The organism is Phycisphaerales bacterium (genome assembly GCA_016716475.1).
Classification (GTDB): domain Bacteria; phylum Planctomycetota; class Phycisphaerae; order UBA1845; family Fen-1342; genus JADJWG01.
Genome location: JADJWG010000002.1, coordinates 303,363 through 319,986 on the forward strand (window position 1 = coordinate 303,363; position 16,624 = coordinate 319,986).

At 64.0% G+C, this 16,624-nt stretch carries 29 protein-coding genes and 1 pseudogene; all 30 read left to right on the forward strand.

Annotation, left to right across the window (positions count from 1 at the left end; genetic code table 11):
• Nucleotides 1-86 precede the first annotated feature (86 nt).
• The 30 genes and pseudogenes from rpsJ (at nt 87) to IPM18_09000 (ending at nt 16,573) form a co-directional block, all read left to right on the forward strand.
• A complete protein-coding gene (rpsJ, locus tag IPM18_08855; protein ID MBK9119695.1) occupies nt 87-395 on the forward strand; it encodes a 30S ribosomal protein S10 in 309 nt (102 codons plus the stop codon).
• 84 nt (nt 396-479) lie between these two features.
• Nucleotides 480-1,136: a 50S ribosomal protein L3 gene (gene rplC / locus IPM18_08860; GenBank protein MBK9119696.1), complete on the forward strand. Its 657-nt coding sequence runs from the start codon at nt 480-482 to the stop codon at nt 1,134-1,136.
• Between the two features lie 25 nt (nt 1,137-1,161).
• Entirely contained in the window at nt 1,162-1,821 is a 660-nt protein-coding gene (gene rplD / locus IPM18_08865) for a 50S ribosomal protein L4 (protein MBK9119697.1), read from the forward strand.
• A 13-nt stretch (nt 1,822-1,834) separates the two neighbouring features.
• On the forward strand, nt 1,835-2,128 hold the full coding sequence (gene rplW, locus IPM18_08870) for a 50S ribosomal protein L23 (protein MBK9119698.1): 294 nt from the start codon (nt 1,835-1,837) through the stop codon (nt 2,126-2,128).
• Between the two features lie 51 nt (nt 2,129-2,179).
• Nucleotides 2,180-3,053, forward strand: a pseudogene (gene rplB, locus IPM18_08875) (50S ribosomal protein L2).
• Between the two features lie 19 nt (nt 3,054-3,072).
• The gene (gene rpsS, locus IPM18_08880; protein ID MBK9119699.1) at nt 3,073-3,339 is read left to right on the forward strand and encodes a 30S ribosomal protein S19; all 267 of its coding nucleotides are present in this window, start codon (nt 3,073-3,075) and stop codon (nt 3,337-3,339) included.
• Nucleotides 3,340-3,362: 23 nt separating this feature from the next.
• Nucleotides 3,363-3,692, forward strand: coding sequence for a 50S ribosomal protein L22 (gene rplV, locus IPM18_08885; protein ID MBK9119700.1), 330 nt, complete (start codon nt 3,363-3,365; stop codon nt 3,690-3,692).
• Between the two features lie 6 nt (nt 3,693-3,698).
• Nucleotides 3,699-4,391 carry a 30S ribosomal protein S3 gene (gene rpsC, locus IPM18_08890; GenBank protein ID MBK9119701.1) on the forward strand — a complete coding sequence of 231 codons (693 nt, stop codon included), beginning with the start codon at nt 3,699-3,701 and terminating at the stop codon, nt 4,389-4,391.
• Between the two features lie 45 nt (nt 4,392-4,436).
• Complete coding sequence (gene rplP / locus IPM18_08895; GenBank protein ID MBK9119702.1) at nt 4,437-4,859, forward strand: 50S ribosomal protein L16; 423 nt, start codon at nt 4,437-4,439, stop codon at nt 4,857-4,859.
• A gap of 10 nt (nt 4,860-4,869) precedes the next feature.
• Nucleotides 4,870-5,112, forward strand: a complete 243-nt coding sequence (gene rpmC / locus IPM18_08900; GenBank protein MBK9119703.1) for a 50S ribosomal protein L29 — start codon at nt 4,870-4,872, stop codon at nt 5,110-5,112.
• Nucleotides 5,113-5,160: 48 nt separating this feature from the next.
• Nucleotides 5,161-5,475 (forward strand): 30S ribosomal protein S17, encoded by a 315-nt coding sequence (rpsQ, locus tag IPM18_08905; GenBank protein MBK9119704.1) that lies wholly within the window; start codon nt 5,161-5,163, stop codon nt 5,473-5,475.
• Nucleotides 5,472-5,861 (forward strand): 50S ribosomal protein L14, encoded by a 390-nt coding sequence (gene rplN / locus IPM18_08910; protein ID MBK9119705.1) that lies wholly within the window; start codon nt 5,472-5,474, stop codon nt 5,859-5,861. Before rpsQ ends, rplN begins: the two co-directional genes overlap by 4 nt.
• A 2-nt stretch (nt 5,862-5,863) precedes the next feature.
• Nucleotides 5,864-6,259 (forward strand): 50S ribosomal protein L24, encoded by a 396-nt coding sequence (gene rplX / locus IPM18_08915; GenBank protein MBK9119706.1) that lies wholly within the window; start codon nt 5,864-5,866, stop codon nt 6,257-6,259.
• A 2-nt stretch (nt 6,260-6,261) separates the two neighbouring features.
• Nucleotides 6,262-6,822 carry a 50S ribosomal protein L5 gene (gene rplE, locus IPM18_08920; GenBank protein ID MBK9119707.1) on the forward strand — a complete coding sequence of 187 codons (561 nt, stop codon included), beginning with the start codon at nt 6,262-6,264 and terminating at the stop codon, nt 6,820-6,822.
• A gap of 52 nt (nt 6,823-6,874) precedes the next feature.
• The gene (locus IPM18_08925) at nt 6,875-7,060 is read left to right on the forward strand and encodes a type Z 30S ribosomal protein S14 (GenBank protein MBK9119708.1); all 186 of its coding nucleotides are present in this window, start codon (nt 6,875-6,877) and stop codon (nt 7,058-7,060) included.
• A gap of 15 nt (nt 7,061-7,075) precedes the next feature.
• Nucleotides 7,076-7,474, forward strand: a complete 399-nt coding sequence (rpsH, locus tag IPM18_08930; GenBank protein ID MBK9119709.1) for a 30S ribosomal protein S8 — start codon at nt 7,076-7,078, stop codon at nt 7,472-7,474.
• Between the two features lie 3 nt (nt 7,475-7,477).
• Entirely contained in the window at nt 7,478-8,065 is a 588-nt protein-coding gene (gene rplF / locus IPM18_08935; protein ID MBK9119710.1) for a 50S ribosomal protein L6, read from the forward strand.
• A 56-nt stretch (nt 8,066-8,121) separates the two neighbouring features.
• A complete protein-coding gene (locus tag IPM18_08940) occupies nt 8,122-8,493 on the forward strand; it encodes a 50S ribosomal protein L18 (protein ID MBK9119711.1) in 372 nt (123 codons plus the stop codon).
• A gap of 21 nt (nt 8,494-8,514) precedes the next feature.
• Nucleotides 8,515-9,174: a 30S ribosomal protein S5 gene (gene rpsE / locus IPM18_08945; protein ID MBK9119712.1), complete on the forward strand. Its 660-nt coding sequence runs from the start codon at nt 8,515-8,517 to the stop codon at nt 9,172-9,174.
• Nucleotides 9,161-9,742 carry a 50S ribosomal protein L15 gene (rplO, locus tag IPM18_08950; protein ID MBK9119713.1) on the forward strand — a complete coding sequence of 194 codons (582 nt, stop codon included), beginning with the start codon at nt 9,161-9,163 and terminating at the stop codon, nt 9,740-9,742. Before rpsE ends, rplO begins: the two co-directional genes overlap by 14 nt.
• A 37-nt stretch (nt 9,743-9,779) precedes the next feature.
• On the forward strand, nt 9,780-11,150 hold the full coding sequence (gene secY / locus IPM18_08955) for a preprotein translocase subunit SecY (protein MBK9119714.1): 1,371 nt from the start codon (nt 9,780-9,782) through the stop codon (nt 11,148-11,150).
• A 6-nt stretch (nt 11,151-11,156) separates the two neighbouring features.
• Entirely contained in the window at nt 11,157-11,825 is a 669-nt protein-coding gene (locus tag IPM18_08960) for an adenylate kinase (protein MBK9119715.1), read from the forward strand.
• On the forward strand, nt 11,825-12,625 hold the full coding sequence (gene map, locus IPM18_08965; GenBank protein MBK9119716.1) for a type I methionyl aminopeptidase: 801 nt from the start codon (nt 11,825-11,827) through the stop codon (nt 12,623-12,625). The genes IPM18_08960 and map overlap by 1 nt, the downstream gene beginning before the upstream one ends.
• A 75-nt stretch (nt 12,626-12,700) precedes the next feature.
• Entirely contained in the window at nt 12,701-12,814 is a 114-nt protein-coding gene (gene rpmJ, locus IPM18_08970) for a 50S ribosomal protein L36 (protein ID MBK9119717.1), read from the forward strand.
• 25 nt (nt 12,815-12,839) lie between these two features.
• Entirely contained in the window at nt 12,840-13,223 is a 384-nt protein-coding gene (rpsM, locus tag IPM18_08975) for a 30S ribosomal protein S13 (GenBank protein ID MBK9119718.1), read from the forward strand.
• Between the two features lie 37 nt (nt 13,224-13,260).
• Nucleotides 13,261-13,668 (forward strand): 30S ribosomal protein S11, encoded by a 408-nt coding sequence (gene rpsK, locus IPM18_08980; GenBank protein ID MBK9119719.1) that lies wholly within the window; start codon nt 13,261-13,263, stop codon nt 13,666-13,668.
• 3 nt (nt 13,669-13,671) lie between these two features.
• Nucleotides 13,672-14,313, forward strand: a complete 642-nt coding sequence (gene rpsD, locus IPM18_08985) for a 30S ribosomal protein S4 (protein MBK9119720.1) — start codon at nt 13,672-13,674, stop codon at nt 14,311-14,313.
• A gap of 68 nt (nt 14,314-14,381) precedes the next feature.
• The gene (locus IPM18_08990; GenBank protein ID MBK9119721.1) at nt 14,382-15,428 is read left to right on the forward strand and encodes a DNA-directed RNA polymerase subunit alpha; all 1,047 of its coding nucleotides are present in this window, start codon (nt 14,382-14,384) and stop codon (nt 15,426-15,428) included.
• A gap of 16 nt (nt 15,429-15,444) precedes the next feature.
• Nucleotides 15,445-16,140, forward strand: a complete 696-nt coding sequence (gene rplQ / locus IPM18_08995) for a 50S ribosomal protein L17 (protein MBK9119722.1) — start codon at nt 15,445-15,447, stop codon at nt 16,138-16,140.
• A 28-nt stretch (nt 16,141-16,168) separates the two neighbouring features.
• Nucleotides 16,169-16,573, forward strand: coding sequence for an HIT family protein (locus tag IPM18_09000; GenBank protein MBK9119723.1), 405 nt, complete (start codon nt 16,169-16,171; stop codon nt 16,571-16,573).
• Nucleotides 16,574-16,624: the final 51 nt, after the last annotated feature.

Here is a 16,624-nt window from a genome sequence, read left to right on the forward strand (position 1 = left end):
GCGCTGGTATTCTAACACGTCTCGGCCCGTTGGGCCGGGATTGGTATCGGGGTACAAGGCGAGCGCGGTAAAGGGTCAGGTACGACATGGCGGGAGAGCGTATTCGCATCCGAATGGAGGCCTACGACCACCGGGCACTGGATGCCTCGGCGGCCGAGATCGTCGACCAGGCCAAGCGGACCAGCGCGACAGTGCGTGGTCCGATTCCGTTGCCAACCCGGATCGAGCGCTACACCGTGCTCCGGTCGCCCCATATTGACAAGAAGTCCCGCGAGCAATTCGAGATGCGCACCCACAAGCGGGTGATCGATATCTTTGAGCCGACCTCCCGTACCGTGGAGGCGCTCAACCGGCTGGTTGTGCCGGCGGGCGTGTTTGTGAAGATCAAGGCGTAGACGAACCCTTGCAGTAGGGCGCTGACGCGGATGGGTAATGCGCGGACCGGCTTTCCGGCCCGCGTCTGGTAGGAGTGCCGAGGCATGATCCCGGCGTTGCTAGCTCGTAAAGTCGGCATGACGCAGATCTTCGCTCCGGACGGAGCGCGGACCGCGGTCACGCTGTTGGAAGCGGGACCCTGCGTGGTTTTGCAGGTGAAACAGGCCGAAGGTGTGGACGGCTATCATGCAGTCCAGATCGGCTTTGGCGATGTGAAGCCCCACCGCTCTACGCTGCCAGAGATCGGCCATGCCCGCAAAGCGAAGACCTCACCGAAGCGGTTTGTCCGTGAGATTCGCCTGGCGGAGCCGACCGACAAGCAGGTAGGGGACACCCTCACGGTGGACTTGTTCCAGCAAGCGGGCGTGCAGTGGGTGGATGTCATCGGTACCACCAAGGGGCGCGGAACGCAGGGCGGGATGAAGCGGTGGGGTTTCGGTGGTCAGCCCGCTTCGCACGGCACCGAGCGGAAACACCGCTCGCCGGGTAGCATTGGTGGCCGCGGGCAAAACCGCGGCACGAGCGGGGCGATCAAGAAGGGTAAGCGGATGGGCGGCCATATGGGCAATGTTCGCCGCACAGCCCGCTGCCAGTCTTTAGTGGGGGTTGATCCGGAAAACAACCTGCTGCTCGTCGCCGGTTCGGTTCCGGGGCCCAACGGCGGTTACGTGGTGGTCCGCAAGTCCAAGACGCGGGCATAGCCGCGGCGTGTGCATAGGTGGAGCGATGTTAGAGCTACCGGTATACAACGCGACAGGCGAACGGGTCGGCGTAGAGCAGTTGGACGAAGCGCTGCTTGGCGGCGACGTCAACGCCCGCCTCCTGAAGCAGGCGGTCGTGATGTACCACGCCAACCGACGCCAGGGGACGATTCGCACGAAGAGCCGCGGCGAAGTCGCCGGGTCCACGAAGAAGATCTATCGGCAAAAAGGTACAGGTCGGGCCCGCATGGGTCCCATCCGGTCGCCGGTCCGCCGCGGCGGTGGTATGGCTTTTGCAAAGCGGCCGCGTGATTTCCGGAAAGCCATGCCGGCGCGAATGCGGCGGTTGGCGCGCAACCATGCGGTACTCGCGAAGATTCGCAGCTCGGATGCGGCCATTATTGACGGCTTGCAGCTGGCAGCGCCGAAGACGGGTCCGTTTGCCCGGCTACTCGCGGCGCTTCAGGCCGACCGTGGTTGCGTATTCGCGACCAGAGGTATCGACCAGAACGTCTACAAGAGCGGCCGCAATATTCCCCGTACCGAAGTGATGGATGTTGCGGCCCTCAATGCGTATGCGGTGCTTTCGCGGAAAAAGCTGCTGTTCACCCGCGAGGCTTTTGAGCAGTTCAAGACGCTGGCCAACGCACCGCGGCGGCGGCCGGCGGCCGCCGGTGCGGAGTAGCGAGTAAAGCGCGATGGATATCTACCACACGATCATCAAGCCGCTCGTGACGGAAAAGAGCACGCACCAGTCGCGCTCGAGCTCGAAGGAGCATGGTGGCACCTACACGTTTGAAGTGCACACCGAGGCGAACAAGGCCCAGATCCGGAACGCGGTAGAGCAGATTTACGGCGTGAAGGTGCTGGACGTGCGGACGTCGAACCGCCCCGGCAAGGTGCGGCGGTTCCGTTTCCGGTACGGCCAGACGCGGGCCACGAAGAAGGCGGTCGTAACGGTGGACCGAGACAGCGCCATCGACCTGTTCTAGTGAGGTACGGCCGGGCACTGCTGTGGCAGTGGAATCGGCGAGGTAGTTCCGATGGGTGTTAAGCTTTATAAGCCGACGACGCCGGGCCGGCGTAACTCGAGCGTGAACGACTACGCCGAGATCACGCACAAGCACAAGAACCGGCCGGTGAAGGCGCTGATTGAGCCTTTGAAGAAGCGTGGCGGTCGCAATCACTCCGGCAAGATTACGGCGTGGCACCGCGGCGGCGGCAACAAGCGGATGTACCGCATCATCGACTTCAAGCGCAACCTGGACAACGTGCCGGCGCGCGTACTCGAGATTCAGTACGACCCGAACCGTTCGTGCCACATCGCACTGCTGGAATACACCGGGGGAGAGAGAGCGCTACATTCTGGCGCCGGTCGGTTTGAAGGCGGGCGACGGGGTGGAGAGCGGCGCAAAGGTCGAACCGAAGGTCGGTAACGCCATGCCGTTGGCGGGCATCCCGCTGGGCATGGAAGTGCACAATATCGAGTTGAATCCCGGCCAGGGCGGGAAACTGTGCCGTTCGGCGGGTAATGTGGCGCGACTCATGGCGCGTGAAGGCGACTGGGCGACCCTGCAGCTCCCTTCGGGCGAAATGCGGCAGGTGCGGGTGGAGTGCCGGGCGACGATCGGGCAGGTTGGGAACCTCGACCACCAGAACATCAGCTTGGGGAAAGCGGGCAAGTCGCGCTTCCTGGGGCGACGTCCGCACACGCGCGGCAAGGCGATGAACCCGCACGCGCATCCGATGGGTGGCGGTGAAGGGCGCTCGAACGGCGGCCGGCATCCGTGCTCCCCGTGGGGCAAGCTGGCCAAGGGTGGTCGGACGCGCAATCCGCGCAAGGTCTCGAATCGACGAATTCTGCGGCGGCGCATCACCAAGTCATATGGTGAGGCGAAGCTGCGCCGGAAGTGGTAAAGCGGCACGAGGACACGGCATGGCGCGCAGCCTGAAAAAAGGCCCCTACGTCGACGAAAGCGTCTTCAAGAAAGTCATGAAGTCGCGCGATTCGGGCAGTAACGGCCCGGTTCGCGTCTGGGCGCGGGCCTGCACGATTGTGCCCGAGTTCGTCGGCATGAACTTTGAGATTCACAATGGCCGGCACTTCATCAAGTTGTACGTGACGGAAGACATGGTCGGCCACAAGCTGGGCGAGTTCGCACCGTCGCGAACCTTCAAGGCCCATATTGGCCGCAAGACCTAAGCCGGACCGAGGAGACGGTGGCAATGGCCTGGACCGCGACACACCGCTACGCCCGTATCGCCGAGCGCAAGGCGCGCCTCGTGATCGACCTGATCCGGGGGCTGCCGTGTGATCAGGCGCTGGCGGTCTTGCAGTTCACGCACCGGCGTGCCTCAGGCATGGTGGACCGCGTGCTCCGCTCGGCGATGGCGAATGCGAATGAAGGCGAGGCGTCCATGGGGCGCCTGTACGTATCCGAGGCCCGCGTGGACCCGGGTCCGATCATCAAGCGTTTCCGCCCCAAGGATCGTGGGCGGGCGCACTCGATTCAGAAGCGCACCAGCCACATCATCGTGGCCGTGGCGGAGAGGTAGTCTGCCGTGGGTCAGAAGTGCCATCCGGTCGGATTTCGTGTGGGCATCACCGAGGGCTGGAAGTCCCGGTGGTATGCCCCGAAGGCGGCGTTCGGCGTATTCCTCGTCGAGGACGAACGGATTCGCCGCTACGTGGACGAGAACCTCAACCGCAAGCCGCCTTACGCAGGTGTCGCGCGGGTCGAGATTGAGCGTACCCGGGACGAGGTCAAGGTCATACTCCATACGGCCCGGCCGGGTGTCGTCATCGGCGCCAAGGGTGCGGAGGTTGACAAGCTCAAGGAGCGCCTCGAGGACCTGATCGACCGGCGCGTGTCGGTGAATATCGTGGAGATCAAGAACCCGGATCTCGACGCACACCTGCTGGGCGCTTCGATCGCTGAGCAGTTGAAGAAGCGCATGAGCTTCCGCCGGGTAATGAAACAGAAATGCGAAACCGCGATGGAGGCGGGCGCCAAGGGCGTCAAGATCATCTGCTCAGGCCGGTTGGGCGGGGCGGAGATGGCGCGGGTCGAGACCCAGATGCTGGGATCGATTCCCCTCCAGACGCTGCAGGCGGACGTGGATTTCGCGATCACCACGGCCGTGACGACCGTCGGTGCCATCGGCATCAAGGTCTGGATTTACCGTGGCATGTACGGCGAGCAGCCGGTCGAACGGCCGGAGGCGAGCCGGTTCCGGCGGCGTGGTCGTCGCTAGAGGTCATCTGGAGCAGGGTGCCGCAGGGCACAGGAGCAAGCGGTCATGCCGGCGATGATGCCGAAGCGTGTGAAGTACCGGAAGGCCCAGAAGGGCCGGAACCGCGGCAACGCGACGCGTGGGAACACGGTTGCGTATGGCGACTACGGCTTGCAGGCGCTGGAGCCCGGGCGCGTCAGCGGGCGGCACATCGAGGCCGGCCGTGTCGCGGCGCAGCACTTTCTGCAGCGTGAAGGACGCGTGTTCATCCGGATCTTCCCGCACAAGTCGGTCTCATCCAAACCGCTCGAGACCCGCATGGGTAAGGGCAAGGGTGAACCGGATTACTGGTGCGCCCTGGTGAAGCCGGGCACGATGCTGTACGAAATCAGCGGGGTTTCGGAAGTGGTGGCCAAGCAGGCGCTGCTGCGCGTCGCCCACAAGATGCCCGTCGGCACGCGGTTCGTCGTGCGGCGGCACGGGCTGTAGGACCATCGGCATGAAGATCGAAGAAATCCGGGCCATGAAAGCCGACGAGCTGCACGGCGAACTGGAACGCCTCCGGCGTCACCTGTTTGACCTGCGGGCGCAGTCGGTTACGGAAAAGCTCGCGGATCCCACGCAGCTCACCAAGGCGAAGCGGAACATTGCCCGCCTGCTGACGGTGCTGCATGAGCGCGGCGAGAAGCATATTGAGCAGCGGCAGGCGCACCTGACCGCGCAGGCGGCGCGACAGAAGTAGATTGGACAGCACAGCGCGGCCACAGGGTGGCCGCAGGTGGAAGGCGTCATGAGCGCAGAACCCAGCAATCCCGCGGTAACCGTCCCAAGCCCGCGAAAAACGCGCACTCACCAGGTGGGTGTGGTCACCTCGGCGGGCCGGCAGAAGACCATCGCCGTGGAGATCTCGTACAAGGTCCGGCACCCGAAGTACAACAAGTTCCTAAGCCGGCGGACCAAGTTCCACGCCCACGATGAGCATAACGAGTGCCAGCCCGGCGACCTGGTTGAAATTGCCCACTGCCGGCCGTTGAGCAAGACCAAGACGTGGCGGCTCGTACGGGTGGTGCAGCGGGCGCCGGGGCAGAAAGGGGCGCGCGCTTGATCACCCAGTACACGCGGCTGGATGTCGCCGACAACACCGGCGCGAAACGGCTGCAAACGATCCAGGTGCTGAAGGGCTCTTCGGCGCGCCAAGGCAAGCCGCGGCTCAGCAAGGGTGGCGTCGGCGACATTATCATCGCCTCCGTCAAGCAGGCCCTGCCGCAGTCGGATTACAAGAAGGGGGACAAGGTCCGCTGCGTCATTGTTCGCACGCGGTATCCCACGCGGCGGAAGGACGGCAGCTACGTCCGGTTCGACAGCAATGCGGCCGTCATCATCGACGCGGAGAACAACCCGAAGGGCACGCGTGTGTTCGGGGCCGTGGCCCGCGAGTTGCGCGAGAAGAACTTCACGAAGATCATCTCGCTCGCGGAGGAGGTCTGGTAGCGATGGCAGCACGCATTCGCAAGGACGATATTGTCATGGTCATCTCGGGCGACCACAAAGGGGCCCGAGGCAAGGTGCTGCGCGTGATTCCCGATCGCGACCAGGTGGTGATCGAGGGTGTGAACCTGGTGTATCGGCACGTGCGGCGTTCCCAGAAGAATCCGCAGGGCGGCCGCATCCAGAAGGAAGCGCCCCTGCCGGCGTGCAAGGTCATGCCGATCGACCGCAAGACCGATCGTCCGACGCGCGTCCGGTTCGAGGTGCAGCGCGACGCCGCGGGCAAGGTAACAGGCAAGCGTCGGATCGCCACCGGGCGGAAGAGCAGCGGTGAGGAGATCAGCGTGGTCACGCGACATACGCGGTCCGCACCGGCTGCGGCTGGAAAGGCAGGGCGGTAGCGATGGTGCGTCTACAGGCGAAGTATCGCGAGGAAGTGCTGCCACAGCTCAAGCAGGATCTGGGCCGAGTGAACCCCATGTCCCTGCCGAAGCTCGAGAAGATCGTGCTGTCGATGGGGTTGGGCAAGGCGGTCGCGGAATCCACCAACAAAGCCCGCGACAACAAGCGTTTTGTCGAGGCCGAGGCCGCACTGGCCACCGTGGCGGGCCAGAAGCCGCTGGTGTGCAAAGCGCGCAAGAGCGTGTCGAATTTCAAGCTTCGACAGGGCTATGACGTTGGTCTGAAGGTGACCCTGCGCGGCCAGCGGATGTACGAATTCCTGGATCGCCTCATCACGCTGGCAGTGCCGCGTGTCCGCGACTTCCGGGGTCTGAACCCCGGCAGCTTCGATGGGCGTGGTAACTATGGCATGGGGCTGACCGAATACGGCGTGTTTCCCGAAATCAACCCGGACAAGGTGACAGTGCAGCAGGGACTGAATATCACGATCTGCACCACGGCCCGGAGTGACAGCGAAGCGCGGCTCCTGCTGACCCTGCTGGGCATGCCGTTCCGCAACTAGGGTGTACGCGGGTCCGGGCCCCCGGTGGTTCCCGGCCGAGGACAGGTGAACGATGGCACGACTGGGTCTGAAGCTGAAGTGCAAGAAGAAGCCCAAGTACAGCGCGCGGGCGTATACCCGCTGCGAGTTGTGCGGGCGTTCGCGGGCGGTTTACCGGAAGTTCCGGATCTGCCGCTGCTGCTTCCGGAAGCTCGCGCTCGAGGGGCGCATCCCCGGCGTGATGAAGGCCAGTTGGTAGAAGAGGACGAGCAGAATGGCGACTTCCGACCCGATCGCTGACATGCTGACGCGGATCCGGAACGGCAACCGTGCCGGTCTGAAGCGCGTGCGCATCCCGCGCAGCAAGGTATGCCTGGGCATTGCCCGGGTATTGAAGGAAGAGGGCTACATTGTCGACTATGCCTCGATCGACGACGCCAACCAGGGCGTGATCGAAGTCGACCTGAAGTACGGCTCGCAGGGCGAAAAGGTCCTGCAGGACGTGCAGCGTGTGAGCCGGCCGGGCTGCCGGCGGTACCAGGGCGTGACGGAGCTGCCACGCGTGCTGGACGGGTTGGGGATCTCGATCGTGTCGACCAACAAGGGCGTGTTGAGTGACCGCCAGTGCCGCAAGGAAAAAGTCGGCGGCGAAGTCCTCTGCACGGTGTGGTGAGTTATGTCGCGGATTGGCAAGAAACCCATTCCGATTCCGAAGGGTGTCACGATCGAAGTGGCCGGTCGTACCATTCGGACGAGCGGCCCGAAGGGTGCGCTGGCGCTGACGGTTCCCGCCCCGATCGACGTTGCGGTCGAAGGTGCGGAGGTCCTGGTACGACGGCCCGATGACAGTCGCGATGCGCGTGCCCGGCACGGACTGGTGCGGGCGCTGATCGCCAATGACATCCATGGCGTGACAGTCGGGTATGCGATCGGACTCGAGATTTACGGAACCGGTTACTCGGCCAACCTCGACGGCAAGAAGCTGATGATCAATTGCGGTTTCATGGGTCGCGGCGTGGGCAAGAAGGCCCAGTTCGAGATCCCGATTCCTGACGGCTTGACCGTCAAGGTCGAGGTTCCGACCGCGCGTGGCAACAATGAGCCCGCGAAGTTCACCGTGAGCGGCGCGAGCAAGCAGATGGTGGGTCAGTTTGCGGCCGAGGTCCGCAAGATTCGCAAGCCCGAGCCGTATCTCGGCAAGGGTATCCGCTACGCCGGTGAGCAGATTCGCCGGAAGGCCGGCAAGGTCTTCGCGGGCGGCTAGGAAGCAGTGGCGCGGGTGCCGGACAGAGGCCGCCCCCGTGTTTGAGGAACGGTGCGATGAAACACGAGCTGGTCAAGCATGTGCGGCAGGCGCGGCGCGTATTGCGCGTTCGCAAGTCGGTTTCCGGCACGACCCGGCGGCCGCGTCTGGCAGTGGCCCGCACCTTGAAGAATATCACGGCGCAGATCATTGATGACGATACCGGCCGGACCCTGTGTTCGGCATCCACCCAGTCCCGCGAGTTGCGGGCGGCGGTCGGCGGCAATGGCGGAAACGCCAAGGCCGCTCAGATCGTCGGCAAGGCGCTGGGTGATAAGGCGCGGGCGCTCGGGATTGAGTGCGTCGCGTTCGACCGGCGTGGGCGTAAGTACCACGGCCGGGTGAAGGCCCTCGCGGACGCAGCCCGCGAGGCGGGACTGAAGTTTTAACCGCAGGCAGGACACGATCCAATGGCGAACAGGCCGAGTGGCAGACCGAGGCGCGGAGAGCGCCGGGGGCGCGACAGCGGTGGTTTCGGTGATGAGCGCGGCAATCTCGAAGATGCCTTGGTGAAGCTTTACCGCTGTGCGACCGTGGTGAAAGGTGGTCGCCGATTCTCGTTCGGCGCACTGGTCGTCGTCGGTGATCGGCAGGGCCAGGTGGGGCTGGGTTATGGCAAGGCCAACGAGGTTCCGCCGGCGGTGGAGAAGGGCGTCAAGCAGGGCCGGCGCAGTCTCATCCGTATTCCGCTCCGTGGCACTACGATTCCACATCGCGTGGTGGGCCGCTTCGGCTCCAGCCGGGTGGTCATGATCCCCGCCAGCGAAGGTACGGGCGTCATCGCGGGCAACACGCCGCGCAAAGTGCTCGAGCTCGCCGGTGTGAAGGACGTGCTCACGAAGTGCTACGGGTCGACCAGCCCGAAGAACCTCGTGAAGGCGACACTCCATGGTCTGCAGCAGCTTCGCACCCGTGCGATGATCGAGGAGTTGCGGGGAGTGAAACTCGATCTGCCCCCCGAGCGCCAAGCCATGAAGACGGCGATCGGTGAGCCCGTGCTTGCGACGGCCGCGACATCCGGCACCGTACCCGCCGCGGCAGTGGAGGAGACGAGCCATGATGCTCAATGACGTAACGGCGGAGGCGGGCGCCTCGAAGCGGCGCAAACGTGTCGGCCGGGGTGAGTCAAGTGGCCACGGCAAGACCTCTACCCGCGGCAACAAAGGTTGCCAGGCCCGTGCGGGCGGCGGCACCCGGCCGCTGCACGAAGGCGGACAGATGCCGATTTTCCGGCGTCTGCCGAAGCGCGGCTTCAGCAACGTGAACTTTGCGCAGCGTTACGAGGTTGTGAATCTCGCGGCGCTGGAAGCGGCCTTCGAAAATGGAGCCACGGTCAATGCGGATACCCTGCGCGAGAAGCATCTGATCGACGGCTCCGAGCCGCGCATCAAGATCCTCGGGTATGGCGCATTTGCGAAGAAGTTGACCGTCGTTGCGGACGCCTTCAGTGCGGGTGCTCGTACGGCGATTGAGCGGGCCGGCGGACAGGTACAGGAGTTGTCCGCCCCATCGCCTGCGGAGAAGTGGCGAGCCAAGCGTAATGTGAAGGCGCGTGAGCGGCGCGCGAAGAAATCGTCCGGCAAGGCCCCCACGGCCTCCGCGCCGGTGAAGCCAGCGTCGAAGCCGACCGAGGCGTAGCCCCGCCGCTGCCAGGGCGGTTCGAGGATAACGTCGGATGTTGCGTGCGTTTATCAACGTCTTCCGCGTGCCGGACCTTCGGAAGAAGGTGCTCTTCACGCTGCTGATGCTTTCCGTGTACCGGGTCGGCTTTTATGTACCGCTGCCCGGTGTCAATCAGGACCAGCTCGCCCGCCATTTCCAACAGATGGGCGGCGGGATGGAGCAGGCGGCCGAGCTCTTCGCCATGTTCACCGGAGGTGACCTGGGGCAGAGCACGCTCTTTGGCCTGGGCATCATGCCGTACATCAGCGCGTCGATCATTCTCCAGCTCCTCGTGACGGTGATTCCCGCCCTGGAGAAGCTCCAGAAGGAGGGAGAGTCCGGACGGCGGAAGATCACGGAATACACGCGCTACGGAACGGTACTGCTCTGCTTCATCCAGGCGATTTTCTGGATCAGCTATCTGAATCGCTCCGGTCTGGTATACCCCGCGTATCTGAATTCGGTCGCTTTCTGGTTGATCGGTGTGACGGGGTTGATGGCCGGTACGCTGCTGCTGATGTGGGTGGGTGAGCAGATCGATGCCTATGGTATCGGCAACGGCATCAGTCTGATCATCATGGCGGGCATTATTGCCCGTATGCCGTACGTGTTCTACGAGGTCGGCGGTGGACTGCTGGCCAACATACGCGGAACGACCAGCGCTCTGGCGATGGGCCCGGAGACCGTAGTCTTCCTCATTGTTTCGTTTATCGGCGTAGTTGCCGGTGCGATCCTGATCACCCAGGCACAGCGCCGCATCCCGATCCAGCAGGCCCGCCAGACGCGCGGCCGGCGCATGGTCGGCGGCATGAAGCATTACCTCCCGCTGCGGGTCAACCACGGCGGTGTCATGCCGATCATTTTCGCGAGCTCGTTCCTGCTGTTCCCGAGCGTGATCTTCGGCTGGCTCGCGCAGGCCCAGATCTGGCCCTTCGGCCTCTGGGACTTCCTTTCGCGCGCCTTCCTGCCCGGCAGCTTCGTGCACGATTTCACCTACGTCGTGATGGTCTACTTCTTCGCCTACTTCTGGGTTTCGGTGCAGTTCCGACCCAAGGAGATGGCGAATCAGCTCCGCGATATGGGCAGCTTCATTCCGGGGCTGCGACCGGGCAAGCGCACCGAGCAGTACCTTGAATCGGTCATGACGCGGATCACGTTCGTGGGCGCCGGCTTCCTGGCGGTCATTGCCCTGATTCCGACCGTGGTCGCTACCCATCTCAATATCCCGTACCGGATTTCGGCTTTCCTGGGTGGCACCGGATTACTGATCGTTGTGAGTGTGGCGCTCGACCTGATTCAGCGCATTGAAGCGAATCTGGTCCAACGCAATTACGAGGGCTTCCTGGGGCCAGAGGGTGGCGGGCGTGTCCGCGGCCGAACGTAGGAATGCATGGCGGCGAAGTGGTTGATCTTTCTCGGTCCGCCCGGTTCGGGCAAAGGCACGCAGGCCCAGCGTGTATGTGGCAAATTTGAGCTGACGCAGCTTTCGAGTGGCGACGTGCTGCGGCATGAGCGACAGATCGGGAGCGATATCGGAAACCGCGTGGCAGCGATCATGGATTCCGGTCAGCTTGTCTCAGATGAGTTGATTACCGGGGTCATGCTGGCGGCGATCGACCGGCTCGGACGAGAACGCGGCTTTATTCTGGATGGTTTTCCCCGCACCCTGCCGCAGGCGGAGTCGCTGGCGGGCGGCCTGCGGGAGCGCGGCATGCATCTCGACGCCGTCGTCGACCTGCTGCTCGATGATGAGGAGATCATCCGGAGAATTGAGGGTCGCCGGGTTTGCGTAGAATGCGGCGCCACCTATAATGTAAGTTTCCTTCCGCCCAAGGTGGAAGGAGTGTGCGACAAGTGTGGCCGCCCGAGTGTGATCCAGCGGCCGGATGACCGCCGCGACGTGGTCGCGACGCGGCTGGCAACGTACCGCCGTCAAACGGTGCCGCTGATCGAGTACTACGAGCGGCAGGGCTGTCTGCACGTGGTGGACGCATCCGTACCGGCCGCTGAGGTCGAGGAGCGTATCAGCCGCATCATTGAAAGGGCAGGATCCGCCTGATGCACCACCGCGTCGGAGCAGGCATCGTGGTGAAGTCCCCGCGTGAGATTGAACTCATGCGAGCGGCGGCGCGCGTGGTTCACGGCGTGCTGGAAGAGCTCGCCAGGCTTGTACGGCCGGGCGTAACCACGCTCGAGCTCGATCGCCGGGCGCACGAGTTGATCACGAAGGCCGGTGGGCAGCCGCTCTTCAAGGGCGTCGTGCATCCGCAGGCGAAGATTCCGTTTCCGGCGAGCATCTGCGCGTCGGTGAACGAGGAGATTGTCCACGGAATTCCGAATGATCGGCCGCTACAACCCGGCGACATCGTGAGTGTCGACTGCGGTGTGCGGCTGAAGGGCTATTGTGGCGATGCGGCCCGCACGTTCAAGGTTGGCGAGGTACAGCCCGCCATCCGGAAACTGCTCGAGGTGACCGAGCAGGTGCTGGATCTTGCCATCGAGCGGATCAGGCCGGGTGTGCGCTGGAGCACCATCGCGAAGCAGATGCAGGCGTTTGTGGAAGCGGCCGGTTGTGGTGTAGTGCGCGACTTCGTCGGGCATGGCATTGGCCGGGAAATGCATGAGAAGCCGAGCGTCCCCAACTTCTGGGATCGTGGGCAGCGCGAAGCAGACTTCGAGCTGGTCCCCGGGATGACGCTCGCGATTGAGCCCATGGTGACAGCCGGTCGGCCCGAGGTGCGGGTGGGTGACGGCACCGGCTGGCCGATGGTGACGGTGGACGGCTCCTGGGCCGCCCATTTCGAGCACGACGTGGCGGTGACCGCCACGGGTGCGGATGTGTTGAGTGACGGACGATAACGGAACCCGCGGGCTTGAGGCCGTGGTAGCGGACCCCTGCGACGCGCTTCGCGGAGGGGCCGGAGGTGTGCGACGATGAAGGTCCGCAGCAGCGTGAAACGGATCTGCGAGAACTGCAAGATCATCAAGCGCAAAGGTGTCGTACGGATCATCTGCACGAATCCACGGCACAAGCAGCGCCAGGGCTAGGTCCCGGCAGAAGAGGCGAGTACATATGCCACGTATCGCAGGTGTTGACATTCCGACGCAGAAGCGGATCGATATTTCGCTCCGCTACATCTACGGTATTGGCCCGAAGCGGGCGCTGGAGATCCTGCAGAAGGCGAACATCGAACCGCAGGTGCGGGCGAACAAGCTGACCGAGGAAGAGGTCAGCCGGATCGCCGGCATCATCGAGAGCGATTTTGTCGTCGAGGGCCAGTTGCGGCGCCAGGTGCAGCAGAACATCGCGCGCCTGCGCGAAATCCGCTGCTACCGCGGGCTGCGGCATATCCGCGGGTTACCGGTGCGCGGGCAGCGCACCCGGACGAACGCCCGCACGCGCAAGGGTCCGAAGAAGACCGTGGCCGGCAAGAAGAGCATCAAGGAAATGCGCTAAGTAAAGGCGCAGCGACCATCGCAAGGGAGCCGGAGCTTTGGCTAAGGCAGCAACAGCAAAACGGCGTGTGCGACGTAACATCGCGAAGGCCATCGTGCACATTCGCGCTACGTTCAATAACACGATCGTCACGATTACGGACATCAACGGTGACACACTCTGCTGGGCGTCGGCCGGGTCCGTGCCCGCCGCGGGCGGTGACAAGAAGTTCACCGGCGCCCGCAAGAGCACGCCCTTCGCCGCACAGCGGGCCGCCCAGTTCTGCGCCTACGAGGCGAAGAAGCATGGGGTGGTCGAGGTCGAAGTGCGCGTCAAGGGGCCTGGTGCCGGGCGCGAGTCGGCCATTACCGCCATGCAGGCCGCCGGCATCCGCATCCAGTCGATCGAAGATGTGACACCGCTGCCGCACAACGGCTGCCGGCCGCGCAAGCGGCGGAGGGTCTAGGCCATGGGTCGATACACCGGACCGAGCACGCGTCTGTCGCGCCGCGAAGGCGTGAATCTGATGCTCAAGCCGATTCGTGACGAGACGGGCAAGAATCCGCTCGAGCGCGAGTACAAGAACTATCCGCCCGGCATGCACATGCTCCGCCGTGGCAAGACCTCGGACTATGCCGTTCGGCTGCGCGAGAAGCAGAAGGTCAAGCGCCACTACGGTGTGCTGGAGAAGCAGTTCCGCCGCTACTTTGAACTGGCGACCAAGTCGCCGGGCAATACCGGCGAGGAATTGCTCCGTACCCTGGAGCGGCGGCTTGACAATGTCGTGTATAAGACCCGTTTCGTCGCCGGGCGGCGCGGCGCGCGGCAGGCGGTGGTCCATGGCCACATCCTGGTGAACGGCCGCAAGGTGGATCGCCCGGGCTACCTGGTGCAGGTGGGCGACCGGATCAGCATCCGGGCGCGTGAGAAGAGCACACAGTACGTGCGGGCGCAGATTGCCCTTCTGGAGGGTGTTTCCAACCCGCCGGCGCAGGGCTGGCTCGAAGTCGACCCCAATAAATTGGAGGCAACCGTCGTAGCGCTGCCGGGACGGGACGATGTTCTGATCCCGGTCGAAGAGTTGCTGATCGTCGAGTTTTGCTCGCGGTAAGCGGTGAGACAAGCGGTGAAGTGGGGACTTGGGCGCGCGAGAGCGGCGGCTCGGGAGGCGTAGAGCGTATGCGGATTCGATGGCGCGGGTTGGAGTTGCCGACGCGGGTCGTTCGTGACGAGGCGATGAGCACCGACCGATATGGCCGGTTCATCGTCGAACCGTTCGAGCGCGGTTTTGGCACGACGGTCGGTAACAGTTTGCGACGCATTCTGTTGTCGAGTCTCGAGGGATCGGCGGTCACGCGTGTTCGCATTGCGGGGGCCGACCACGAGTTCATGTCACTGCCGGGCGTGCTCGAGGACGTGACCTACATCATCCTCAACATCAAGTCGCTCGTTGTGCATCTCGATGCCGAGCAGCCCAAGACCATGCGCGTGGAGCGCAAGACCCGCGGAGAAATCCGTGCCGGCGATTTTGTCTGTGATCCCGCGATCACCATCCACAACCCGGATCTCCTGATCGCGACTCTCACCGACGATGTGCCTTTTTCGGCTGAGCTCACGGTCGAGCGCGGCCGCGGTTATGTGCCGGCCCCCGAACACATCGACGAAAACACTGAAATTGGTGTGATCCCGGTCGACGGGCTTTTCTCCCCGGTGACGCGCGTCCGCTATCGAACCGAGGACACGCGCGTAGGCCAGAAGGTGAATTACGACCGGCTGATTCTCGAAGTGTGGACCAAGGGTACCACGCGGCCGGAGGATGCCCTGGTCGAGTCGGCGAAGATCCTGCGCAAGCATCTGAACCCGTTTACGCAGTACTTCGAACTGGGCGAGCACATGACCGCCGGGCAAGCGCGGAGCGTACCTGCCCATATCGAGGTTAACGACGAACTGCGGCGTAAGCTGGAGCGTCCCCTCAGCACGCTCGACCTCTCGGTCCGCGCCAGCAACTGCCTCGAAGCCGCCCGCATCGCGACCGTGGGCGACCTGGTTCGGTTGACCGAAGACGATCTCATGCAGTTGCGCAGTTTCGGCAAGACGTCGCTGGTCGAAGTGCAGCAAAAGCTGCTGGAAGTGGGCCTGGCGTTGGGCATGGGCCGCGGTGATGACAGCCCTGATGTGGATGGCGGCCTGGATGCGACCGAGCCCAGTGCCGCTCCGCTTGGATAGATCGTGAGGTAGGACCATGCGGCATCGTGTAGGCGGTCGGCGCCTGAACCGTACATCGAGCCATCGGCGCGCTCTGCGGCGCAATCTCGTGCAGAGTCTCATCGAGCACGGCGAGTTGCGCACGACGGTCGTGAAGGCCCGGGATGTGCGCGCCTTCGCCGAGAAACTCGTCTCGCTTGCCATTGACGGCAGTCTCGCTGCCCGGCAGCGGGCCGAAGCCCTGCTGCAGGATCGCTCGATCGTCCCGGCCGAATTCCAGGCCGACTATGACAAGCTCAGTGACGCGAAGCGGGCCCGCACGCTGCGCTCGCGCTCGGGACGACGCTACCGCACGAACACGACCCGGCCGGGGCTGAAGTTCACGGCCGAGTCAGTGCTGCACAAGCTTTTCGCGGAGATCGGTCCGCGGATGAAGCAGCGCAACGAGAAGCTCGGCAGTCAGGGCGGCTATACCCGCATCATCAAGCTGGCGGACCGCCGGCTGGGCGACGGCGGACAGCTTGCCATTCTGCAACTCGTCAGCGCTGATGACCCACCGCGCAAGCAGAACAAGGACAAGACTGAACGCAAACGGCGAGCGCGCGTCAAGTACAGCGTCTACGCCGGTAAGCCGCGCGCCCTCGGCCGGCGGCGTGCCAGTGCACGCGCAGCCACGCCAACGGAGGCCGCTCCGGCTACCCCCGCCAGCGAGGCCCCACCGCAGGGCGAGTAACCGCGGGCCCCGTAATCGGGAGCACGCTATGTCCATCTTTACCAAGATTGTGGCGGGGGAGATCGCTTGCCACCGGGTGTACGAGGATGAGCATGTGCTCGCATTCCTCGACATCCGTCCGCTGGCCGATGGGCACACGCTGGTCATCCCCAAACGTAGCGTCGAGCGCCTGGACCAACTTACAGAGGATGAGGCCGCTGCGCTCGGGCGGGCTTTACTCCGGGTAGCGCGCCGCGTTGTGACCGTAGTGGGAGCGACGGATTACAACCTGCTACAGAACAACGGCGCTTGCGCGGGCCAGGAAGTCCCGCATGTGCACTTCCACATCATTCCGCGTCACCGCGGGGATGGGTTGGGGTATCGCTGGCAACCGCAGGACCGCACACCGGAAGCACTTGCGGCGCTGGCAGCACGCCTGATCACTACACCGTAGCTTGGCGTTTCTCGCTTCGAAGACATCCGGCTTGTACGACTCGCTGGGTGA

Coding starts and splice junctions, on each gene's coding strand:
- rpsJ (MBK9119695.1), top strand. CDS start 87: ATGGCGGGAGAGCGTATTCGCATCCGAATGGAGGCCTACGACCACCGG.
- rplD (MBK9119697.1), top strand. CDS start 1,162: ATGTTAGAGCTACCGGTATACAACGCGACAGGCGAACGGGTCGGCGTA.
- rplQ (MBK9119722.1), top strand. CDS start 15,445: ATGCGGCATCGTGTAGGCGGTCGGCGCCTGAACCGTACATCGAGCCAT.
- rpsE (MBK9119712.1), top strand. CDS start 8,515: ATGGCGAACAGGCCGAGTGGCAGACCGAGGCGCGGAGAGCGCCGGGGG.
- rplF (MBK9119710.1), top strand. CDS start 7,478: ATGTCGCGGATTGGCAAGAAACCCATTCCGATTCCGAAGGGTGTCACG.
- rpsD (MBK9119720.1), top strand. CDS start 13,672: ATGGGTCGATACACCGGACCGAGCACGCGTCTGTCGCGCCGCGAAGGC.
- rplX (MBK9119706.1), top strand. CDS start 5,864: ATGGCAGCACGCATTCGCAAGGACGATATTGTCATGGTCATCTCGGGC.
- rpsM (MBK9119718.1), top strand. CDS start 12,840: ATGCCACGTATCGCAGGTGTTGACATTCCGACGCAGAAGCGGATCGAT.
- rplE (MBK9119707.1), top strand. CDS start 6,262: ATGGTGCGTCTACAGGCGAAGTATCGCGAGGAAGTGCTGCCACAGCTC.
- IPM18_08925 (MBK9119708.1), top strand. CDS start 6,875: ATGGCACGACTGGGTCTGAAGCTGAAGTGCAAGAAGAAGCCCAAGTAC.
- rpsQ (MBK9119704.1), top strand. CDS start 5,161: ATGAGCGCAGAACCCAGCAATCCCGCGGTAACCGTCCCAAGCCCGCGA.
- IPM18_09000 (MBK9119723.1), top strand. CDS start 16,169: ATGTCCATCTTTACCAAGATTGTGGCGGGGGAGATCGCTTGCCACCGG.
- rpmC (MBK9119703.1), top strand. CDS start 4,870: ATGAAGATCGAAGAAATCCGGGCCATGAAAGCCGACGAGCTGCACGGC.
- secY (MBK9119714.1), top strand. CDS start 9,780: ATGTTGCGTGCGTTTATCAACGTCTTCCGCGTGCCGGACCTTCGGAAG.
- rplC (MBK9119696.1), top strand. CDS start 480: ATGATCCCGGCGTTGCTAGCTCGTAAAGTCGGCATGACGCAGATCTTC.
- rpmJ (MBK9119717.1), top strand. CDS start 12,701: ATGAAGGTCCGCAGCAGCGTGAAACGGATCTGCGAGAACTGCAAGATC.
- rpsH (MBK9119709.1), top strand. CDS start 7,076: ATGGCGACTTCCGACCCGATCGCTGACATGCTGACGCGGATCCGGAAC.
- map (MBK9119716.1), top strand. CDS start 11,825: ATGCACCACCGCGTCGGAGCAGGCATCGTGGTGAAGTCCCCGCGTGAG.
- rpsS (MBK9119699.1), top strand. CDS start 3,073: ATGGCGCGCAGCCTGAAAAAAGGCCCCTACGTCGACGAAAGCGTCTTC.
- rplW (MBK9119698.1), top strand. CDS start 1,835: ATGGATATCTACCACACGATCATCAAGCCGCTCGTGACGGAAAAGAGC.
- IPM18_08960 (MBK9119715.1), top strand. CDS start 11,157: ATGGCGGCGAAGTGGTTGATCTTTCTCGGTCCGCCCGGTTCGGGCAAA.
- rplO (MBK9119713.1), top strand. CDS start 9,161: ATGATGCTCAATGACGTAACGGCGGAGGCGGGCGCCTCGAAGCGGCGC.
- rplP (MBK9119702.1), top strand. CDS start 4,437: ATGCCGGCGATGATGCCGAAGCGTGTGAAGTACCGGAAGGCCCAGAAG.
- IPM18_08990 (MBK9119721.1), top strand. CDS start 14,382: ATGCGGATTCGATGGCGCGGGTTGGAGTTGCCGACGCGGGTCGTTCGT.
- IPM18_08940 (MBK9119711.1), top strand. CDS start 8,122: ATGAAACACGAGCTGGTCAAGCATGTGCGGCAGGCGCGGCGCGTATTG.
- rplV (MBK9119700.1), top strand. CDS start 3,363: ATGGCCTGGACCGCGACACACCGCTACGCCCGTATCGCCGAGCGCAAG.